This window comes from Shimia marina (genome assembly GCF_001458175.1).
GTDB lineage: Bacteria > Pseudomonadota > Alphaproteobacteria > Rhodobacterales > Rhodobacteraceae > Shimia > Shimia marina.
On record NZ_CYPW01000017.1, the window covers coordinates 42,120 to 62,332 of the forward strand.

The 20,213-nt window shown below is 57.3% G+C and carries 21 protein-coding genes; 20 read left to right on the forward strand and 1 reads right to left on the reverse strand.

The features are described from left to right. Positions 1 to 5: 5 nt before the first annotated feature. The 20 genes from SHM7688_RS08475 to SHM7688_RS08570 all read left to right on the forward strand — a co-directional run bounded on the left by SHM7688_RS08475 (position 6) and on the right by SHM7688_RS08570 (position 19,723). Positions 6 to 662 (forward strand): OmpA family protein, encoded by a 657-nt coding sequence (locus SHM7688_RS08475; RefSeq protein WP_058239508.1) that lies wholly within the window; start codon positions 6 to 8, stop codon positions 660 to 662. A 280-nt stretch (positions 663 to 942) separates the two neighbouring features. Further along, the gene (locus SHM7688_RS08480) at positions 943 to 2,181 is read left to right on the forward strand and encodes a CpaE/TadZ family protein (RefSeq protein ID WP_058239509.1); all 1,239 of its coding nucleotides are present in this window, start codon (positions 943 to 945) and stop codon (positions 2,179 to 2,181) included. A 15-nt stretch (positions 2,182 to 2,196) separates the two neighbouring features. Further along, positions 2,197 to 3,669 carry a TadA family conjugal transfer-associated ATPase gene (locus SHM7688_RS08485; RefSeq protein WP_058239510.1) on the forward strand — a complete coding sequence of 491 codons (1,473 nt, stop codon included), beginning with the start codon at positions 2,197 to 2,199 and terminating at the stop codon, positions 3,667 to 3,669. A gap of 5 nt (positions 3,670 to 3,674) precedes the next feature. Next, positions 3,675 to 4,643: a type II secretion system F family protein gene (locus SHM7688_RS08490; protein ID WP_058239511.1), complete on the forward strand. Its 969-nt coding sequence runs from the start codon at positions 3,675 to 3,677 to the stop codon at positions 4,641 to 4,643. 11 nt (positions 4,644 to 4,654) lie between these two features. Further along, entirely contained in the window at positions 4,655 to 5,629 is a 975-nt protein-coding gene (locus SHM7688_RS08495) for a type II secretion system F family protein (RefSeq protein WP_058239512.1), read from the forward strand. Between the two features lie 29 nt (positions 5,630 to 5,658). Beyond that, the gene (locus tag SHM7688_RS08500; RefSeq protein ID WP_058239513.1) at positions 5,659 to 6,222 is read left to right on the forward strand and encodes a tetratricopeptide repeat protein; all 564 of its coding nucleotides are present in this window, start codon (positions 5,659 to 5,661) and stop codon (positions 6,220 to 6,222) included. 30 nt (positions 6,223 to 6,252) lie between these two features. Continuing rightward, entirely contained in the window at positions 6,253 to 7,101 is an 849-nt protein-coding gene (locus SHM7688_RS08505; RefSeq protein WP_058239514.1) for a tetratricopeptide repeat protein, read from the forward strand. Between the two features lie 26 nt (positions 7,102 to 7,127). Beyond that, complete coding sequence (locus SHM7688_RS08510; protein WP_058239515.1) at positions 7,128 to 7,661, forward strand: A24 family peptidase; 534 nt, start codon at positions 7,128 to 7,130, stop codon at positions 7,659 to 7,661. A gap of 123 nt (positions 7,662 to 7,784) precedes the next feature. Then, positions 7,785 to 9,092, forward strand: coding sequence for a DUF8689 domain-containing protein (locus SHM7688_RS08515; RefSeq protein ID WP_058239516.1), 1,308 nt, complete (start codon positions 7,785 to 7,787; stop codon positions 9,090 to 9,092). Positions 9,093 to 9,157: 65 nt separating this feature from the next. After that, positions 9,158 to 9,418 (forward strand): membrane protein insertion efficiency factor YidD, encoded by a 261-nt coding sequence (gene yidD / locus SHM7688_RS08520; RefSeq protein ID WP_058239697.1) that lies wholly within the window; start codon positions 9,158 to 9,160, stop codon positions 9,416 to 9,418. A 91-nt stretch (positions 9,419 to 9,509) separates the two neighbouring features. Continuing rightward, a complete protein-coding gene (locus tag SHM7688_RS08525) occupies positions 9,510 to 10,013 on the forward strand; it encodes a hypothetical protein (RefSeq protein ID WP_223229225.1) in 504 nt (167 codons plus the stop codon). Between the two features lie 323 nt (positions 10,014 to 10,336). After that, on the forward strand, positions 10,337 to 11,206 hold the full coding sequence (gene ttcA, locus SHM7688_RS08530; RefSeq protein WP_058239517.1) for a tRNA 2-thiocytidine(32) synthetase TtcA: 870 nt from the start codon (positions 10,337 to 10,339) through the stop codon (positions 11,204 to 11,206). A gap of 61 nt (positions 11,207 to 11,267) precedes the next feature. Then, complete coding sequence (locus SHM7688_RS08535; protein WP_083498998.1) at positions 11,268 to 12,821, forward strand: putative bifunctional diguanylate cyclase/phosphodiesterase; 1,554 nt, start codon at positions 11,268 to 11,270, stop codon at positions 12,819 to 12,821. A 161-nt stretch (positions 12,822 to 12,982) separates the two neighbouring features. Continuing rightward, complete coding sequence (gene yidC, locus SHM7688_RS08540; protein ID WP_058239519.1) at positions 12,983 to 14,800, forward strand: membrane protein insertase YidC; 1,818 nt, start codon at positions 12,983 to 12,985, stop codon at positions 14,798 to 14,800. After that, positions 14,800 to 15,543 carry an MOSC domain-containing protein gene (locus SHM7688_RS08545; protein ID WP_188128114.1) on the forward strand — a complete coding sequence of 248 codons (744 nt, stop codon included), beginning with the start codon at positions 14,800 to 14,802 and terminating at the stop codon, positions 15,541 to 15,543. The genes yidC and SHM7688_RS08545 overlap by 1 nt, the downstream gene beginning before the upstream one ends. Continuing rightward, positions 15,543 to 16,196, forward strand: a complete 654-nt coding sequence (yihA, locus tag SHM7688_RS08550) for a ribosome biogenesis GTP-binding protein YihA/YsxC (protein WP_058239521.1) — start codon at positions 15,543 to 15,545, stop codon at positions 16,194 to 16,196. Before SHM7688_RS08545 ends, yihA begins: the two co-directional genes overlap by 1 nt. Positions 16,197 to 16,199: 3 nt before the next feature. Next, positions 16,200 to 16,565: a hypothetical protein gene (locus tag SHM7688_RS08555; RefSeq protein WP_058239522.1), complete on the forward strand. Its 366-nt coding sequence runs from the start codon at positions 16,200 to 16,202 to the stop codon at positions 16,563 to 16,565. A 75-nt stretch (positions 16,566 to 16,640) separates the two neighbouring features. Next, positions 16,641 to 18,041, forward strand: a complete 1,401-nt coding sequence (locus tag SHM7688_RS08560; protein WP_058239523.1) for a PepSY-associated TM helix domain-containing protein — start codon at positions 16,641 to 16,643, stop codon at positions 18,039 to 18,041. A gap of 38 nt (positions 18,042 to 18,079) precedes the next feature. Then, positions 18,080 to 18,904 (forward strand): NAD(P)-dependent oxidoreductase, encoded by an 825-nt coding sequence (locus tag SHM7688_RS08565; RefSeq protein ID WP_058239699.1) that lies wholly within the window; start codon positions 18,080 to 18,082, stop codon positions 18,902 to 18,904. Between the two features lie 123 nt (positions 18,905 to 19,027). Then, on the forward strand, positions 19,028 to 19,723 hold the full coding sequence (locus SHM7688_RS08570; protein WP_058239700.1) for a CDP-alcohol phosphatidyltransferase family protein: 696 nt from the start codon (positions 19,028 to 19,030) through the stop codon (positions 19,721 to 19,723). Here SHM7688_RS08570 and SHM7688_RS08575 read toward each other — a convergent pair whose 3' ends face one another. Further along, complete coding sequence (locus SHM7688_RS08575; RefSeq protein WP_058239524.1) at positions 19,724 to 20,176, reverse strand: methylated-DNA--[protein]-cysteine S-methyltransferase; 453 nt, start codon at positions 20,174 to 20,176, stop codon at positions 19,724 to 19,726. It lies immediately after the preceding gene. Positions 20,177 to 20,213: the final 37 nt, after the last annotated feature.

Below are 20,213 nucleotides of genomic sequence, written 5' to 3' on the forward strand. Positions count from 1 at the left end.
GAGATATGTTCAAAAAACTTGCCGCCCTCGCCCTCCTGCTCATGAGCGCCTGCTCTGATGGCGACAGCAGCGCGCTTCCCTCATGGGTGCGTGAGGCTGGCTCTGTCGTGGATCCGGGCACATATGGCGAGGCGACCTCCAACAATCTCGGGCTTCAGAATGGCGACCGCACCTATGTGCTGAGCCTTGCCACGCGGTTTGCCGAAGAGGTGCCAACCATGGTGAACTTTGGCTTTGACAGCGCGACGCTGGATCAGGAGGCCCGCGCCATCCTGCGTCAGCAGGCCATCTGGATCAATCAGTTCCCGGAAGTGCGCTTTAAAGTCTATGGCCATACGGATGCTGTTGGTTCAAACGCCTATAATAAGTCCTTGGGACTGCGCCGCGCACGTGCCGTCGTTGCCTATCTGACAACGCAAGGCGTGGAGCGTAATCGTCTTGAAGCGGTGGTGTCACTGGGCAAATCCCAGCCACTGGTTGTGACACAAGGGCGGGAGCGCAAGAATCGCCGCACCGTCACAGAGGTGACAGGCTTCGTAGACAACCACCCCAATATTTTGGACGGCAAATACGCCGCCGTGGTGTACCGTGAATATGTCTCCAGTGCCGTGCCAACCGCATCCATCAGCGGATTGTCGATCAGCGGCGACAGCGGCGGATAAAACCACGCAGCTACAATCACTTAAACAAAGCCGGCCCTTGGGTCGGCTTTTTTCATGCCGTGGAAACGATCGCCGCAAGGACGCAGGATCGTCGCACAATTCCGCACAATTTCGGCTTTTTGGCCCCAATGTTGCCCCAGTTGAGGGAGATGTTCGGAGCTGAGGCAAACTGTGCCCTCTGACATGAGGGACAGATATGGGGACAAACCCTGCCTCACTGAGGTGGGCACCTCTTCAAAACAACGCGCTGAGTATGCGCAAGAGTAACTAGAGGCTGAATATGGGTAGCGAAGCGCTGCAGGCAGATCAAAGTCAAATCCTGGCATGTACCGTGTGCCGCGATGTGCAGAATTTTGAGCTGTTGATTGTCGACATGGAAGAGGCACTCGGAGAGCAATGGGGCGATCTGGGGCTGGAAGACGCTGTGCCGTTTATGGAGCAACCCGACGCCGAACATCTGGAATTTATCGCCCTTGCCATTGATGACATGGATGAGGATGCGCTTGATGATCTCACAGAAATCATCACCGAAGCCCGCAATCGCAACATCCGCACACTTCTGATTGCCGAGGATGTGACGCCAGCCTCCCTGCACCATCTGCTGCGCAATGGGGCAGATGAGTTCATCCCCTACCCGCTGCCACCCGGAGAGTTGCAGGCGGCAATCGAAAAAATCCGCATCCGCGCCAATACGCCTGAGCCGTCTCAGGCGCCGCAGGTGAAACTTGCCGCCAATGAAGAATCCCGCGAAGGCGTGGTGATCGCTGTGCATGGTCTGGCGGGGGGGACAGGGGCCACAACCCTTGCCACAAATCTGGGCTGGGAACTGGCCACAATTTCAAAAACACCACCCAGCGTCTGCCTGCTGGATCTGGATCTGCAATTTGGCACCATGTCGACGTATCTCGACCTTCCGCGCCCGGAGTCGGTGTTTGAATTGATCACAGATACAGAAAGCATGGACAGTGAAAGCTTTGGGCAAGCGCTTCAGACCTATGAAGAGAAGCTGCATGTGCTGACCGCGCCCTCTGATATCATCCCGCTGGATCTGATTGGTCCGGAGGATGTGGAACGCGTGATCGAAATGGCGCGCAAACACTATGATTACGTGATCGTCGACATGCCATCGACGCTGGTGCAATGGTCCGAAGTGGTGCTTCAGGCCGCTCATGTCTATTTTGCGACGATGGAAATCGACATGCGCTCTGCGCAGAACGCCATGCGGCTCAAGCGCGCGCTGCAGGCCGAAGACCTGCCGTTTGAAAAGCTGCGCTATGTCATGAACCGCGCGCCAAAATTCACCGATCTGGCGGGCAAAAGCCGCGTCAAACGTCTGGCGGAAAGCCTGAGCATTGGCATTGACCTGCATCTGCCTGATGGCGGCAAGCAGGTTTTGCAAGCCGCAGACCACGGACAGCCATTGGCGGTTGCCGCCGCTAAAAACCCGCTGCGCAAAGAGATCGCAAAACTCGCCAACAGCCTTCACGCGTTGGACCAATCCGACGACAAAGCCGCCTGAGGAGGGACATAGCGCATGTTCTCACGCTACAAAAAAGCCGACGCCAAGACAGATACCGCCGTCGCACAAAAAGCGGCGGAAACGGCGCCCAAGCCTGTGGCCAAGGCCGCCCCTGCGGCAAGCACGGCCAGCGCAGCTCCAGAACCAAAACGCGTCATGCGCCGCCCCGCTCCACAAGCGGCTGCGGAAGCTGTCGCAGGCGACAAGGAACGCCGCCGTAAGGAACGCCTGGGGGAGATCAAGCTTGAGCTTCACCGTGAGTTGCTCGACAATCTGAACCTGGCCGCACTGGACAAGGCCTCTGAGCGGGAACTGCGTACAGAAATTACCGCCATCGCAACCGAGGTATTACAGGACAAAGCCATCGTTCTGAACCGCGAAGAACGCACCACCCTATTTCAGGAACTCTACGATGAGGTCACGGGCCTCGGTCCGCTTGAGACCCTGCTCCAGGACGAAACCGTCAACGATATTCTGGTGAACGGCCCCAAACAGATTTTTGTGGAACGCGCAGGCAAACTTGAACTGACCGACATCGTGTTCAAAGACGAGCGCCACCTGCTGCGGATCATCGACAAGATCGTTTCCGCCGTTGGACGCCGTGTGGATGAATCCAACCCCTATGTGGACGCCCGTTTGGCGGATGGCTCGCGTTTCAACGCCATGGTCTCCCCGATTGCGGTGGATGGTTCGCTGGTGTCCATTCGTAAGTTTAAGAAAGACAAGCTTGGCATTGACGATTTGGTGCGGTTTGGCGCGTTTTCTGAGGAAATGGCCGCCTATCTTCAGGCCGCTGTGGCCACGCGCCTCAATGTGATTGTGTCCGGTGGTACAGGTTCAGGTAAGACCACCACGCTCAACGCGCTCAGCTCTTTCATCGACAACGCCGAACGCATCCTCACCATCGAGGATACGGCGGAACTTCAGCTGCAACAGACTCATGTGGGTCGGATGGAAAGCCGCCCGCCCAACGTGGAAGGCAAAGGCGAAGTCTCCCCGCGCGACTGTCTGAAAAACGCGCTGCGGATGCGCCCGGATCGCATCATCGTGGGCGAGACCCGTGGCGAGGAAGTCATCGACATGCTGCAAGCAATGAACACCGGCCACGACGGCTCCATGACCACCATCCACGCCAACAACGCGCGTGATGGTATTTCTCGCTTGGAAAACATGATTGCCATGGCCGGGATCGAAATGCCGATCAAAGCGGTGCGCAGCCAGATTTCTTCGGCTGTGAACCTGATTGTTCAGGCCTCCCGCCTTCAGGATGGCTCCCGCCGCATGACCTCCATCACCGAGATCACCGGTATGGAAGGGGATGTGATCTCCATGCAGGAAATCTTCCGCTTTCAACGCACCGGCCTGACGCCGGAAAACAAGATCATTGGCCACTTCACGGCCACTGGCGTGCGATCCCACTTCTCAGAGCGTTTCCGCCTCTGGGGCTATGATCTTCCGCCAGAAATCTACGAACCGTCTGCGGGGTAACAGACATGCCATTCTCACCCGAACTCATCGTCTATGGTCTTATCTTTGTTGGCGTCTTCGTGCTTGTGGAAGGCGTCTATCTGACCGTTTTTGGCAAATCCATCAGCCTCAACAGCCGTGTGAACCGCCGCCTTGAGATGCTGGACAAAGGCGCCAAACGCGAAGAAGTCCTTGAACAGCTCCGCAAAGAGATGAAGCAGCACGGCGAAAACCGTGGCATTCCGCTTTATTCCATGCTGGCGGAAAAGGCGCAGAAAGCCGCCATTGCCTTCACACCTCAGCAGTTGATCATGATCATGATCGCCGTCTCTGTGTTTGCCTTTGTCGGGCTGACGGTTGGCACGCAAACCGGCACGATCACCCGCGCAGCCATTGCCATTATGATGGGTGTGGGCGGCGTCTACACATGGGTCTCCATGAAAGCGGGCAAACGCATTGCCATGATCGAAGAGCAATTGCCGGATGCCATTGAACTGATGGTGCGCTCGCTGCGCGTTGGCCACCCTTTCTCTTCGGCTATTCAGATCGTTTCCAAAGAGATTGATGATCCGCTTGCCTCGGAATTTGGCATGATTGCCGATGAAGCCGCCTACGGTCGCGATTTGGGGGAAGCGCTCAAGGATATGGCCGAACGTCTGGATATGCAGGATTTGCGCTTCCTGTCTGTGGCGGTGACCATCCAGCAGCAATCCGGCGGTAACTTGGCCGAAATTCTGGCCGGTCTGTCCAAGGTGATCCGCGCCCGCTTCCGCCTGTTCCGCCGCGTGAAAGCGATCACGGCAGAAGCCAAATGGTCAGGCAAATTCCTGTCCGCCTTCCCGGTTCTCGCTCTGATCGTGATCAACGTGATGGACCCTAACTATTATGACGACGTCAAAGACCACTGGCTCTACATCCCCGGCTGCATCGCCGTTGGCATGTTCCTGGGTGTGAACCTGATCGTCATGAAAATTTTGACCAACATCAAGGTCTGAGGAGACACGCCATGACCACGATGCAAGCCATCAATCAGATGTTGACCGACATGCTTGGCCCGCAAGGCCCATTGCTTGCGGTTCTGGTTCTGGGCGGCTTCTTTGCCCTGTTGATTTTCGCGATCATGGTTGCCCGCCAGGATGACCCGATCGAAAAGCTCAAACGCAGCCAGTCGGCCAACAGCTCCAAGAAGAAAGACCAGCAGGACAAGCTGCGCCGCAAAGCTGCCAATGCCAAGCTGGACAAATACAAAGCCTTTCTGGAACCCCAAACCGAAGAAGAGCTCAGCTCTGTACGGCTCAAACTGATGCAGGCGGGCTATCCCTCCCGCGATGCGGTGCGCGCGTATCACCTTGCGCAGATGGTGCTTGGTGTTGGGCTTCTAATCCTTGGTGTGAGCTATTTCATCTTCGTTAAGCAGACCCCGGAATCCACCACCTCCGACATGCTGATGTGGACATTGGGCCCCGGTGCAGCAGGCTATTTCATGCCAAAATACTGGGTCACCCGCCGCGTGGAAGAGCGCAAGCAGGAGATCACCGCAGGTTTCCCGGATAGCCTTGATATGATGCTTGTCTGCGTAGAGGCAGGGCAATCACTGGACCAATCCATTGTGCGTGTCGCCGCCGAATTGCGGGCCTCCTACCCGGCTCTGGCCCAGGAATTTGAGATCGTCGCGCAGGAAATGAAGGCCGGTAAGGACAAATCGCAAGTGCTCAACGATATGGGCGAACGCTGTGGCGTGCAGGATGTGTCCTCTTTCACAACCGTTCTGATCCAATCTGCCACCTTTGGTACCTCCATCGCCGAAGCCCTGCGAGTCTATGCGGGGGAAATGCGTGACAAACGTGTGATGCGCGCGGAAGAGGCGGCAAACAAGTTGCCAACAAAGATGACTTTGGCCACTATGGCTCTGACTGTGCCGCCGCTGTTGATCATTCTGGTCAGCCCGTCTGTGATCGGGATCACTTCGCTCGGCCAGTGAGGCAAAAACGAGCAATAAGCGACCCTTTCATGACACGTTTGCGGGCCTATGCCCTCACAAGCTGCATTCTTTGTCTGGCCGCCTGCACCACAGGCGGCCCTGACCTCTCCAATGGCAGCCCCTATGCCCCAGATGTGGACAGATCTGCCGCTTCGGTGGACGGCGTGCTGGTGGGATGGCGCCTCATGGACGCGGGCGAATATGAGCTCGCGATGGATGCCTTCATTCGCGCCGGCGTGGAACAGGGGCGCACACCAGAAATTCTGGCCGCAGTGGGCACCGTCAATCTGGCCATGGGGCGGCTGGGACAGGCTGAGGACAAACTTCGCGAAGCCCTGAAAGCCGACGACAGTCAGGCCGAAACCTGGAATAATCTCGGCGTTGTTCTCATGGAGAAAGGGGAATTCCCCGAGGCCGAACAGATCCTGCGAAAGGCCTATGCGCTGGACAATGGCGAAAGTGACGCAATCCGCGATAATTTACGCTTAGCACTCGCAAATTCAGTTCAGCCCAGCTATGGTGAGCAAAAATCACAAGAATATAAGTTGGTACGGCGGGGCAGCAGCGACTATCTCATCAGGCCAACACCATAATTGAGAGCTAGAGCAGCAAAGGACGCAAACATGCGCCATTTTGTGTTGGGGACAATCTGTTTGGCCGGGCTGGTTACGATGACCGCCTGCTCAGATAAGACTGACGAAAGCGTAGAGCGCGCCATTCAAGACGTGAATGCCGTGGATGAATCCAACCTGTCAGATGTGATGCTGACTGTGGCGGATCCCAATGAAGGCATTTCATACTTTCAGCGCACGTTGAAAAATAATCCGGATCGCATTGATATTCAGCGCGGTCTGGCAATTTCCTATGTGCGGGCCAAACGCTACACCGAAGCGGTCCCGGCATGGTCTCGCGTGACCAAGCATAAGGAAAGCACCGCAAACGATCTGGTGGATCTGGCAGATTCCCAAATTCGCGCTGGCCAATGGGATGCGGCAGAGAAGACGCTGGACAGCATTCCGCCGACCCATGAAACCTTCAAGCGCTACCGGCTTGAGGCGATGATCGCGGACAGCAACAAAGAGTGGAACCGCGCCGACAGTTTCTATGAGATTGCCGTGGGTCTCACCACCCGCCCGGCAGGAGTGATGAACAACTGGGGCTATTCCAAGCTGACCCGCGGCGAATACGCCGAAGCGGAACGGCTGTTTGGCGAAGCCATCCGACAGGACAGCACGTTGTTCACCGCCAAGAACAATATGGTTCTGGCCCGTGGGGCGCAGCGCAAATACACGCTTCCGGTGATCCCCATGGTTCAGACTGAGCGGGCACAGCTTCTGCATACGCTGGCGCTTTCTGCGATCAAACAAGGGGATACAGAAACCGGCAAAGTGCTCCTGCGCGAAGCCGTGGAAACCCACCCGCAGCATTTCGAAGCCGCTGTGCGCGCATTGGATGCTCTGGAGAATTCCTGAACCACGCGCTTGATAAGGGGCCAGCCATGCAGGTTTCCGCAACTTTTGCCCTGTGGTCGCTGATCTTTGCGCTGCCGCTCTGTGTCTACATCTTCTGGATGGACATGAAGCACAAGAGGATCAGCAACCTGTCGGTCTGGGCCCTTTTCGCGGTCTTTGTTGCCGTAGGTTTGCTCACGCTGCCGTTCACAGAGTTTGCCTGGCGGTTTGCCAATTATGCTGTTGTTTTTGCAGTGTTGATCCTGATGTGGATGCTGCGTCAGGTGGGGGCGGGTGATGTGAAAATGGCGGCTGTGGCGGCCCTGTTTGTCTCCGCCGCAGACGCGCGCGCCATGCTCTTCATCACTTTCGGATCCATCCTTGCCGCCACCGTCGCAACGCTGATCGTGCGCAACAGTCCCCTGCGACGTCTTGCACCGGATTGGGCCGCTTGGCGCATCAAAGCCTCTGAAAATGACATCAATGTTGGAACCGGGGATCAGATGACCCTGCCCATGGGCACGGGCATTGGCCTCGCGCTTTGCACCTACCTCGTGCTGGGCACGCTCTACGGGATCTAACAGCAAGCTTCACCTTGATGGCGCGAAGCAGCCCCAAAACCGCCACCTTTTGTGTGTCTACCCCATAGAAACGGAGTGGAACGACCGGGGCCTGTGCACGCCCCCTTCAGGAGAGTTGCGTTCATGAACATGCAGACCGCCAATGTGACAGCCCCACCAGCCCCAAAACGGCTTGAGGACATGCAACTTCCTGTTGTCATGATGCGGGACATCCTGCTGAAAACCATTTTCCGCAAAAATGTGGACATGGTGAGTGACATTGCCAAAGCCGTCTGCCTGCCGCTCGCGGTCACACAACAGATCGTGGATATGGCACGAGAGCAGAAACTGCTTGAGGCCACGGGCACACTCAATGCCAACAGTGGCAATGAAATGGGCTATCAGCTCACCGATGCGGGCAAATCCCGCGCGCAGGATGCGCTGGCACAATCAGAGTATTTTGGTGCCATGCCGGTGCCACTCTCGGTCTACCGTGAGCAGGTCAAACGCCAGTCCATTCGCAATATTCAGATCACCCGCGACCAGTTGACCAATGCCATGGGGCACCTGATCCTGCCCCCTGACCTGCTCGACCAGCTTGGCCCAGCGGTAGGATCTGGCCGCTCCATTCTCATGTATGGCCCGCCCGGCAACGGGAAATCCTCAATTTCAAACGGCATTCGTGACGCGATGGGCGACAAGGTCTATGTGCCCCACGCCATTGAATATGCCGGTCAGGTGATCACCGTTTACGATCCCATTGTACACTCCGCCGCAGAGGCGGATGAGCAGGATATGAATAGCCTGCGCCGCACCGCCCGTTTTGACAGCCGCTATGTGAAATGTGATCGCCCCACGGTGATCACCGGGGGGGAACTCTCCCTCAACATGCTGGATCTGGTGTATAATCCCACCGCGCGCACCTATCAGGCACCGCTGCAGCTCAAATCCACCGGTGGCATCTTCATCGTGGACGATTTGGGCCGTCAGGAAGAGCCGCCTCAGGCACTCGTCAACCGCTGGATTGTGCCGCTTGAGGAAAGCAAAGACATCCTCGCCCTGCAATCTGGTGAAAAGTTTGAGGTGCCGTTTGACACCCTCGTGATTTTCTCAACCAACTTTCACCCCAATGAGATCTTCGACCAGGCGGCGCTGCGCCGGATCTTTTACAAGATCAAAATTGATGGCCCGAGTCAGGAAAACTTCCTGAAAATTTTCGCGCTTGTCGCTAAGAAAAAGGGCCTCCCGCTGAACGAAGCCTCTCTCATTCACCTGCTCAAAGAGAAATATCCGACCATAAACAACGTCTACGCCAATTATCAGCCGGTTTTTTTGATCGATCAGATCATTTCGATCTGCGAGTTCGAAGGCATTCCCTATCAGATGCGTCCAGATCTGATCGACCGCGCGTGGGCCAATATGTTTGTCAAAGACGAGCACATCGTGAAGTAAAGGCCACAGCGCCCTGAGACAAAGCGTCCCTTCCCTTCAGCCGCCACGCACCATACATGTCAGCCATGTCGCCTCTCGCCCATATCGCTGCGCTGCCGGTCCGCGCCTATCGCTTGATGTTCAGCCCTTGGGTCGGACATAATTGTCGCTATCAGCCCACCTGCTCTGCGTATGCGCTGGAAGCGCTTGAAAAACATGGTGCTCTCAAGGGCAGCTGGCTGACCATACGCCGGATAGGACGCTGCCATCCTTTTGGCGGCAGTGGATATGATCCTGTTCCCCCAAAACACGATGAAAGCGACAGCGGGCCACGGCCGAAGGTTTGAGCAAGTCTACGCGCATTTCCCGCATAGGTTTCTGGACAGTGTAGCGTCTCAACACTAACCTGCGGTCATCGTTTTGTTTTGGAGCATTCCCATGCGTTCTTCCCGTTTCCTTGCCCTGTCTCTCTCCCTGTCCCTCGGTGCCACTGCGGCCATGGCCGAAAAGTTTATCGGTTACGGCGCCATCGAAGGTTGGAATGTCTATATCGACACTGAAAAGAACTCCTGCATGGTGGAGACCAAGGATGATTTCGACAACGTCATTCAGATGGGTCTGACGGATGATCGCGGCATTGCCTATATTGGCGTCTTCACCAAAGAAGAGACCAACGTGCGCACCGGTAAAAAATCCGGCGTGGCGCTTTTGATTGGCGATGACATCTATGTTGGTGAAGCCACCGGCATGCGCGGCAACATCACCAAGGGCTATAGCGGCGGCTATGTGCTGACCGATAATCCCAAGGTTTTCGAAGATATCAGCCGCTCCTACACCATGACAGTCTTCCCCGAAGAAGAATATGCCTTCACCGTTGATCTGAGCGGCACCGCCAAGGCGCTCGATCTGGCGCGTAAATGCAATCAGGAACAGCTGCAGTAATACCTGCGTCGTGTTGTCCAATTGGACAGGAACGCCCGTGGCTCTGCCATGGGCGTTTTGCGTTCAGGCTTGGTTGCTATGTGGCTGTTGCATGCCTGCCTTGATGAGGCTGGGACAGTTTGACCATCAGACGCAGCAGAAGGTGTGAATTTTCATGGCATCTGTGACTTCTCCGGCACAGAACGACGAGAAAAAGACCATTAAAATCAATCGCACAGCAGAAACCTCGCTTTTTCAAAACCAAGTCTTGCGACCTTGCGTAAACCTGTGGATATCTTTGGGGATAGATTGACCTTTGCGAAGCACTCTGCGTAAGGCACGGCATGCTAGACGATTTGAACGATATACACCCGCTGTTTCACGACGCGCCCTCTTCTGCGAACTTCAAGAAGTTGCGCAAAAGAATCGTGCGGCAAACGCGCGAAGCGATTGAGCAATACGGGATGATTGAGCGGGGCGCCAAATGGCTTGTCTGCCTCTCCGGCGGCAAAGACTCTTATACGCTGCTTGCGGTGCTGCACGAGTTGAAATGGCGTGGGCTGCTGCCGGTAGAGCTTTTGGCCTGCAATCTGGATCAGGGGCAGCCGAATTTCCCCGCCACGGTCCTGCCGGAGTTTCTGGAGCGCATGCAGGTGCCCCACCGGGTGGAGTATCAGGACACCTATTCAATCGTGAAAGACAAAGTGCCCGCTGGTCGCACCTATTGCGCCCTGTGTTCCCGTCTGCGCCGTGGCAATCTTTATCGTATTGCCCGTGAGGAAGGCTGCAGCGCCGTTGTTCTGGGCCATCATCGTGACGACATTCTGGAAACCTTCTTTATGAATCTTTTCCATGGTGGCCGACTGGCGACCATGCCACCAAAATTGGTAAACGAAGAAGGCGATCTTTTTGTGTATCGGCCACTGGCTCATGTCGCCGAAGAGGACTGCGAAAAGTTCGCCAAGGCAATGAATTATCCAATTATCCCCTGCGATCTCTGCGGGTCTCAGGACGGCCTTCAACGTCAGCAAGTCAAGCAAATACTGGACCAATGGGAGGCCAACAGCCCGGGACGTCGTCAGGTGATGTTCAAAGCACTTACCAACATTCGACCCAGCCACATGATGGACCCGAAACTGTTCGATTTTGCCGGCCTCCTGCGAGATCCCTTAAAATTTGAGCAAGAGAGCGACGGTATTCCGCAGCTGCGTTAACGGATCACTTAAGAGAATCGATGACACTAGATTGGAATTAATGCCGTACGGGACATTTCATATGCAGTCGCGATTGGACTCTCTGTCATCCTCTCTCCGGGCGTTTTGGACCCGTGAAACGGCTTTGAGACGTGCGCTTCCAGTCCTCATACCTGCCATATGTCTTGGGGCCTGGTACGCTTTTGGCGAAATCGGGCTTCTGATCTGTGTGTTTTTCTTGCCGTTGCCCCTGCTTATTGCGGCCTCGGTATTCTCGGGCACGAAGCGTAGGTTCCGGGCAGAGATTGACGGGCTTACGGGATTGCTCACCCCGGCGGGCTTTGAACATCGCATGCAGGAGAAACTGGTCACCCTTGACGAAGACGGTCAGACCACTGCCTGCTTCGCACTCAAGATCGACAATTTCGCGCGTTTGCGGGAAAACCATGGTGATCAAGCGGCCGAAGAGGTGCTGCGCTACGTTGCGGACCGCCTCAAGAGTGCGCTGCGCAACGGTGATCTGGTGGCCCGTGCCGGAGATGCCGCCTTTACTGTTGCCTTGGAACCTGTCTCACATATCGACGTAGACAGCGGCGTACAGATGGCCACCCGGTTTCAAACCGCCCTTGAAGAACCCATCCCTCTGCAGATGGCCTCCATCTATGTCAGTTGTTCCGTTGGCTTCTGCCTGTCCTCCCGCCTCAACCGCCCCAGCGCCACAGCGATGATACAAGCCGCCGATATGGCGTTGCATGAGGCCCAACTCACGGGCGATAGCAATATCCGCGCCTATTCCACGGATATGGGGCGTAAGGTGATATCCCGCCGCAAAACCCAAAGCGAGGCAGCGCGCACTCTGCAACGTGACCAAATTCGGGCCTGGTTTCAGCCGCAGGTTTCGACAGACACCGGCCTTGTCACCGGTTTTGAAGCGCTGGCACGTTGGGAGCATCCAGAACGCGGTATTCTGGCACCGATCCAGTTCCTTGATGTGCTGCATCAGACTGGCCAGATGGGCCAACTGGCCGATCTCATGCTGCGCCAGTCTCTGGACGCCGTGCGGGCCTGGGATGATGCGGGCTTCAAAGTGCCGATGGTGGGCGTGAACTTCGCAGGGGAAGAACTGCGCAGCCCAACTCTGGTGGAACGTATTCAATGGGAGCTGGACCGTACCGAGCTCGACGCAAGCCGCCTTGGCATCGAAGTGCTTGAAAGCGTGGTTGCAGGCACGCCAGATGACATGGTTGTGCGCAATGTTGAGGCCATCAGCGCGCTTGGCTGCTCCATTGATCTTGACGATTTTGGCACCGGCCATGCCTCGATCTCCTCTATCCGTCGCCTACCGGTGAAACGCATCAAAATTGACCGCTCTTTTGTGACCAATATCGACCGCGACCCTGAACAACAGCGCATGATCGCCGCGATTGTCACAATGGCGGAGCGTCTGGGATTGGAAACTTTGGCCGAAGGTGTGGAGAACCCGAGCGAGCATACCATGCTGGCGCAATTGGGCTGCTCGCACGTGCAAGGGTTTGGCATTGCCCGCCCGATGCCGTTTCATGAAACTCTGAAATGGATGACGGCCCATCAGGAAAAAATCGGCCCGGCGCTGAAAATTGGCAACAAGCCAAGCTAAGACCAGCGCAGTCTCTTGCGCAGGTCGGCGACCTTCTGAAAGCTTTAACACCAGAGCAACGCCTGCCGCGCATTCGTGGCGTTGCGGTCGAATCCCCTTGACCTTTGCCCCCCACCTCTGTTGAACCTCCCCAACGTTTCAACGACAGATGGCTTGCGGCAATGGACGATCAGAACAAGAACCTCATCCTCGCGACGGCGCTCAGCTTTGGCGTCATCCTGATCTGGTTCCTCCTGTTTCCACCCCCAGAGACAGTGGAAGACCCAAATGCACCGGCCGTGGCCGAAAGCACTGAGGCAGGCACGCCAGCGACGGCGCCTGCGCTTTCCACCGCGGGCACGACCGCAGGCGCGGCCACCACGATAGAGCCCACCGCCGCAGCGGACGCGCCGCGTCTGGACATCGCGACCGATCGCGTGACCGGCTCTATCTCCCTCTTGGGAGGCCGCATTGATGATCTCAAGCTGAACGACTATCGCGAAACCCTCGATGAGGGCGCGCCAATCGTGACGCTGCTGTCTCCCAATGGCGAACCCAACGCTTACTACGCGCTGTATGGCTGGGCGCCGGGCGCAGGGCTCACATTGGATCAGGTGCCCGGCTCCAACACGCTTTGGTCCGTGGAGAGTGGCGAGACCCTGACCGACGAGACCCCTGTGACCCTGTCCTGGGACAATGGCGCAGGCCTGACCTTCCGCCGCACCATTTCTGTGGATGAAAACTTCATGTTCTCCGTCGCACAGACCGTGGAAAACACCGGCGCAGGCACCGTGTCCCTTGCGCCTTACGGTGTGCTCGCACGCTATGGGGAACCCGAAGATCTGAAAAACTTCTTCATTCTGCACGAAGGCCTGATTTCCATGGCGGACGGCGAACTGGCAGAAGTTGATTATGACGATATGACCGACTACAGCTATGATCAGCGTGAAGGCGCGGCTGCTGAGGTCACACAGGTCGAAAGCGAAGGCTGGATCGGCTTCACCGATCACTATTGGATGGCCACATTGATCCCCGGCGGCGATGCGGGTTTCAAATCGGTTTCCAAATACGATGCCGCCCGCGACATCTATCAGGCCGAAGCGGTGATGCGCACGCTGACCGTGGCCGAGGGCGAGACAGCAGAGGCCAACAGCCAGCTGTTTGCTGGTGCGAAAGAATGGGCCACCATCCGTACCTATCAGAACGAAGGCGGCGTGACTGGCTTTCTGGAGTCCATCGACTGGGGCTGGTTTGCCTTCCTGACCAAGCCGATCTTTGCCCTGCTGCACTGGCTCAATGGCTTTATCGGCAACATGGGCTGGGCCATCATCGGTCTGACCGTGATCCTGAAAATCATCGTCTTCCCGCTGGCTTATAAATCTTATGCCTCCATGGCGAAGATGAAAGAGCTCCAGCCACAGATGGAAAAGCTGAAAGAAGCGGCCGGCGACGACCGTCAGAAAATGCAGCAATCCATGATGGAGCTTTACAAGAAAGAGAAGGTCAATCCGGCGGCGGGCTGTCTGCCGATCCTGATCCAAATCCCGATCTTCTTCTCGCTATACAAAGTGATCTTTGTCACGCTGGAACTGCGCCACGCACCTTGGTTTGGTTGGATCAACGATCTCTCTGCGCCGGACCCAAGCTCGATCATCAACTTGTTTGGCCTGCTGCCTTTCGCCGTACCGGATCTGGGCTTCTTTGAACTCTTCAGCCTTGGCATCCTGCCGATCCTGCTGGGGATTTCCATGTGGCTGCAGCAGAAACTGAATCCAGCCCCCACGGATCCGACCCAGCAGATGATCTTTGCCTGGATGCCATGGGTCTTCATGTTCATGCTTGGCAGCTTTGCCTCTGGCCTGGTTGTGTACTGGATCACCAACAACGTGATCACCTTCACACAGCAGTATGCCATCATGCGGCATCACGGTTACAAACCGGACGTTTTTGGCAACATCAAAGCCAGCTTTAAGAAAAAACAGAAAGAGGACGCCAAATAATGGGCAGCGTAGCAGCTCTCTGGCGGCACCCAATCAAGGCCCACGGACGCGAGTCCGTGGGTCAGATTTCTTTGGAGGAAGGCCAAACCTTCCCCTGGGATCGCCGCTACGCCGTGGCCCATGAGGCCGCAAAGACCGACGGGGGCGAATGGGCCTCCTGTCGCAATTTTTCCCGCGCGGCTGGCGCCCCCTCGCTCATGGCCATCACCGCCAAAGTGGATGAGGCCAGCGGCAAAATCACCCTACAGCATCCCGATCTCTGGGAGCTGACCTTTGATCCCGAAACACAGGGCGACAAGCTGATCGATTGGGTGCGCCCCATCATGCCCAAGGAGCGCGCGGCCAGCACCAAACTGGTGCCTGCGGGGGACGTGGGCATGACCGACAGCAACTTCCCCTCTATCGCCATTCACACCACAGCCAGCCACAAAGCCGTAGAGCAACATCTGGGCGAAAGCCTGTCCACCGAACGCTGGCGCGGCAACATCTGGCTCACCGGGTTCGAGGCCTTTGAGGAATTCAACTGGCTGGGCAAAACCCTGCGCATTGGCACCGCGGAAATTGAAGTGCGCGAGCAGATCACCCGCTGCCTTGCCACCGCATCCAACCCCGAAACCGGCATACGCGATGCCGATACACTGGGTGCGCTCAAAGCCCTGAACGATCATCGTGACTTTGGCGTCTATGGCGTTGTGACAAAATCCGGCACCATCTCGGTGGGCGATACAGCAGAGGTGCTTTGATGCAGCTTCCTTTTCCATTTGTCGAAGATCCAGAACCCATCGCACTGGAACGTGGACGCAAGCTCTTTAACGGTGCCAACTCCGACTTTCTCAAAGGTGTGGTGGCCATGGATGGCCTGCCTGCGGGCGACCGTGTGGAGGTTTGCTTTGCCGGCCGCTCCAATGTTGGAAAGTCCAGCCTGATCAATGCGCTGACGGGCCGCACCCGTCTTGCGCGCGCCTCAAACACGCCGGGGCGCACACAGGAAATCAACTTCTTCACCCTGACCGAAAGCCATTATCTGGTCGATCTTCCGGGCTATGGCTATGCGAATGCGCCTTTGCCGGTGGTGGAAAAGTGGCAGCGCCTGCTCAAACAGTATCTGTCTGGCCGCGCCAACCTGCGCCGGGCCTTTGTGCTGATTGACAGCCGCCATGGGGTCAAAGATGTGGACGAAGAGATCATGTCCTTGCTGGACAGCTCTGCTGTCACCTTTCAGGTGGTGATGACCAAGGCGGATAAGGTCAAAGAAAAAGACCGTGCCAAGATCTTCAAACAGGTGCGCGAAAAGCTGGCGAAACACCCCGCCGCCTATCCGGAAATGGTTCTGACCAGTTCGGAAAAAGGCGATGGCATTGCCACTTTGCGCGCGATTATCGCAGGTCTTGAATAATCCATGCGCCTGCTGACCACCTGTGCTCTTCTGCTGGCCGTACTGGTCTCCGCCGCCGTTCCGGCCGGCTGGATGCCAAAGGCTTTGCCAGATGGGCATATGGTGCTGGTCATCTGCACTGGGGAGGACATGGTCGAGCTGATCGTGGATGACACCGGGGCACCGGTGCCATTGCAGGAACAGACTGACGACAAACGTCCCCCCTGTGCCTTTTCCGTCGTGGCAGAGGCCAATCTGGTGATGCACGGCCCTTTCCCTCTGCCTCTGCACAGCCTGCGCACTGCGCGCTGGCAGACCGAAGGTTTCACCCATGAAAGCGCCGGCTTCCACCGTCGCTATGACGCGCGCGGTCCCCCCGCTCTCTCCTGATTTCATCTCACATTTCAGACGAAACATTGACCGCCCCGCAAAAGCTCGGGTGCGGCTCCTTAGGAGAGTCCTCTCATGGCACACACCAGCCAACCAAGCGGCGATGCCGCCTCCAGTAAGCTGTCTCAAAAACTCTATTTCGCCGTATGGCGCTGGCATTTCTACGCCGGTCTCTACGTGATCCCCTTCCTGATCATGCTCTCAGTCACAGGGCTGCTGATGATGGCCCTCACACAGTTTGACGGCCGCGACGGGGAGAAAATTGCCGTTACCCCCACAGGCACCGCGTTGTCGATCAGCGATCAGGCCGCCGCCGCCACATCCGCGGTGCCCGGCGAAGTGGTCGAATATATCGGGCCGAAGACCGACGCGCTTGCGGCAGTGTTTCGCGTCCAAACCGACACGGATCAGATGATGGTGGCCGTCGATCCCTATGGCGGTAACGTGCTGGAAAGCTGGAACCGTCGTGCAGGGCTCTATGATCTGGCCGACAACATTCACGGCTCTCTCTTACTCGGAGACACCGGTGATCGGTTGATCGAAATTGCCGCCGGGCTTGGCCTCGTTCTGGTGCTCACAGGACTCTACCTGTGGTGGCCGCGCGGCAATGCCACCTCCGTCTTGATCCCCAACCTCGCGGCACGCGGCCGCGCGCTGTGGAAAAGCCTGCATGCGGTGGTCGGCTTCTGGATTTCACTGCTGATGGTGATCTTCCTGATTTCAGGGCTGGCATGGACCGGCATCTGGGGCGGGAAGTTTGTGCAGGCCTGGTCGACCTTTCCGGCAGAAAAATGGAATAATGTCCCTCTGTCTGACGAAACCCACGCCAGCATGGGCCATGGCAATCAAAACGACGTGCCATGGGCGCTGGAGCAGACACCCATGCCTGCTTCTGGCTCAGACGTAGGCGTCACAGGCACCGCTGCGGGTGCCGCGGTGGATATCAACAGCATCACTGCATTGGGGCGCAGTCTTGGCCTTGAGGGCCGCTTCCGCGTGGCCTATCCGCGCGGCGACACAGGGGTCTGGACCATCAACCGCGACAGCATGAGCAGCGACAGCACCGACCCCATGGGCGATGTCACCGTGCATGTGGATCAGTACAGCGGCAAGATCCTCGCCCAAGTGCGCTTTGCGGATTACTCACTGGCAGGGAAATCCATGGCGGTCAGCATCCCCTTCCACATGGGGCTGATGGGGCTTTGGAACCTCCTCCTCAATGTGGTCTTCTGTCTTGCGGTGATTTTTGTCTGCGTCTCCGGCGTGGTGATGTGGGTCAAACGCCGACCACAAAACGCGCTGCGTCTGGCAGCACCGCCTGCGCCTGCCGAAATGCCACTCTGGAAAGGCGCGCTGCTGATCGCTGCGCTGGTGTCGGTGGCCTTCCCGCTGGTCGGTGTGACTTTTCTGGCCGTGCTCGCCTTTGACGTGCTAATCCTATCCAACATACCTGCGCTGAAACGCGCCTTCTCTTAAACCGGATGCCCTCTGCGCATCCCTGTGCGGAGGGCCACATGCCTCACGATTTTGCAACAACTGGCATCGGCGTCGCAGGCTGCGGACGTATGGGCGGGCCGATCCTGATGGCACTGCGCCATGCGGGTTTTGATGCAAAAGGCTTCGACATTCGCCCGGCCAGCGTTCTGACACTTCCCGCAAAACAACTTTTGTCCCTGCCCGATTTTGCAGCGGATCTGCGCGTGTTGATCACCGTGGTGCGAGATGTATCTCAAACAGATGATCTGTTGTTTGACGTGCAAAACCTGATCGACACAACCCCTCATCTGACCACTGTCATCATCTCCTCCACCCTCTCACCGCGATATGTGCGCGCGCTGCGCGACAAGGTCCCGAGCCATATTACGCTCATCGCTGCCCCCATGTCCGGCGCAACCATCGCCGCCGAAGAAGCCCGTCTGTCCTTCATGCTTGGCGGCGAAATCGACGCGCTGGCACAGCATCAGCCTCTGTTTGACGCTATGGGCGCGCATTTCCACCACATGGGGCCCTTCGGCGCAGGCATGCAGGCGAAGGTGCTCAATAACCTGCTGGCGGCGACCAATACAGCAATGACCCGGATGGTGCTGGACTGGGCGGACCAAAGCAACATTGACGAGGCCGCCCTTCTCAAGCTGATCCATACCTCCTCAGGGCAAAATTGGCTCGCCTCAGGCTTTGACGAGATTGAGTTCGCCCGCGATGGCTGGGCAGAAGACAACACCATTGGTATTCTCACCAAAGACGTGGCCTCCGCCCTGGACGCCGCGCCAGAGCACAGCGACACCACTCTGCCAGAGGCCGTTCGCGCCGCCATTTTTGCCCTCAAACCACGCCAATGAGCCAGTCCGCTTCATTTGACCTCAAATATCCCCGCCGGAGGCATCCCACATCTGAGGGCAGGCCTGCACCAAACTGCGCGCTCCACCGTTGCACTCACGCGCCAATTCCTGCATGACACACAAATGACTATTCGTGCCCGTGCCCTTGCCGTCCATCTCTTCACCGCAACCGGTGCTGTCCTGTCCATGCTCGCCATGCTGGCCGCTGTGGATGGGAAATGGAGCCTGATGTTCCTCTGGTTGGTGGTTGCTTTCATTGTCGATGGCATCGACGGACCACTGGCGCGGCACTATGATGTTAAGAAGAACGCGCCCGAATTTGACGGTGTGCTGCTTGATCTGATCATCGACTACCTGACCTATGTCTTCATCCCGGCCTTTGCGCTTTTCAAATCCGGGCTGATGGATGGCTGGACCGGCTGGTTTGCCATCATTGTGATCACCTTCACCTCCGCGCTTTATTTCTGCGACACCCGTATGAAAACCAAAGACAATTCCTTCTCCGGTTTTCCCGGATGCTGGAATATGCTGGTGATCGTGATTTTTGCGGTGGAACCAAATTTCTGGGTCAGCCTCGCGCTTGTGACCGTCTTGGCTGTGGCGATGTTCCTGCCGATCAAATTCATCCACCCCGTACGCACCGCGCGCTGGCGCTGGCTGTCGCTGCCGCTGGCTCTGGCCTGGACGCTTTTTGCAGGCTGGGCCGCCTGGGTGGATTTCCATCCCGAAAGCTGGGCCCTCTGGGGGCTTGTGGCCACCTCGGCCTATCTGCTCTGCGCCGGCGCGGCACAGCAGCTCATTTACCGTGAGCAGCTCTGATCAGATCAGCAACCCGGCGGCGCGCTCATGCTTGAGCAGCCAGACCTTGGTCTCCACGCCACCTTCGCCTGAAAACCCGCCAAGCCCATTGGCGCCCAACACGCGGTGGCAAGGGATGATCACCGGTATCGGATTGCCGCCACAGCCCTGCCCGATCGCCTGCGCGGGCACACCAATCTCTTTGGCCAGATCCCCATAGGTCCGCGTCTCCCCCAATGGGATTGCCAGCATCGCGTCACAGACTTTCTGCTGAAATTCTGACGCCTCCACCCGCAGGGGCAAATCAAACCCGCGCACAGGGTCGTCAAAATAAGCCACCAATTGCGCCGCCGCTTCTCTTAGCAAAGGCGTGTCGCCCACACCTCCCTGCCCCCATTCAGCACGGGTGATGGCCCCGTCCTCTTCGGTCAGGGTCATCGGGCCGGTCGGGGTTTCAACGGTGGTCTGCAACATGGGCGCACGATGCCGCCTCCCCCGCCCGGAATCAAGG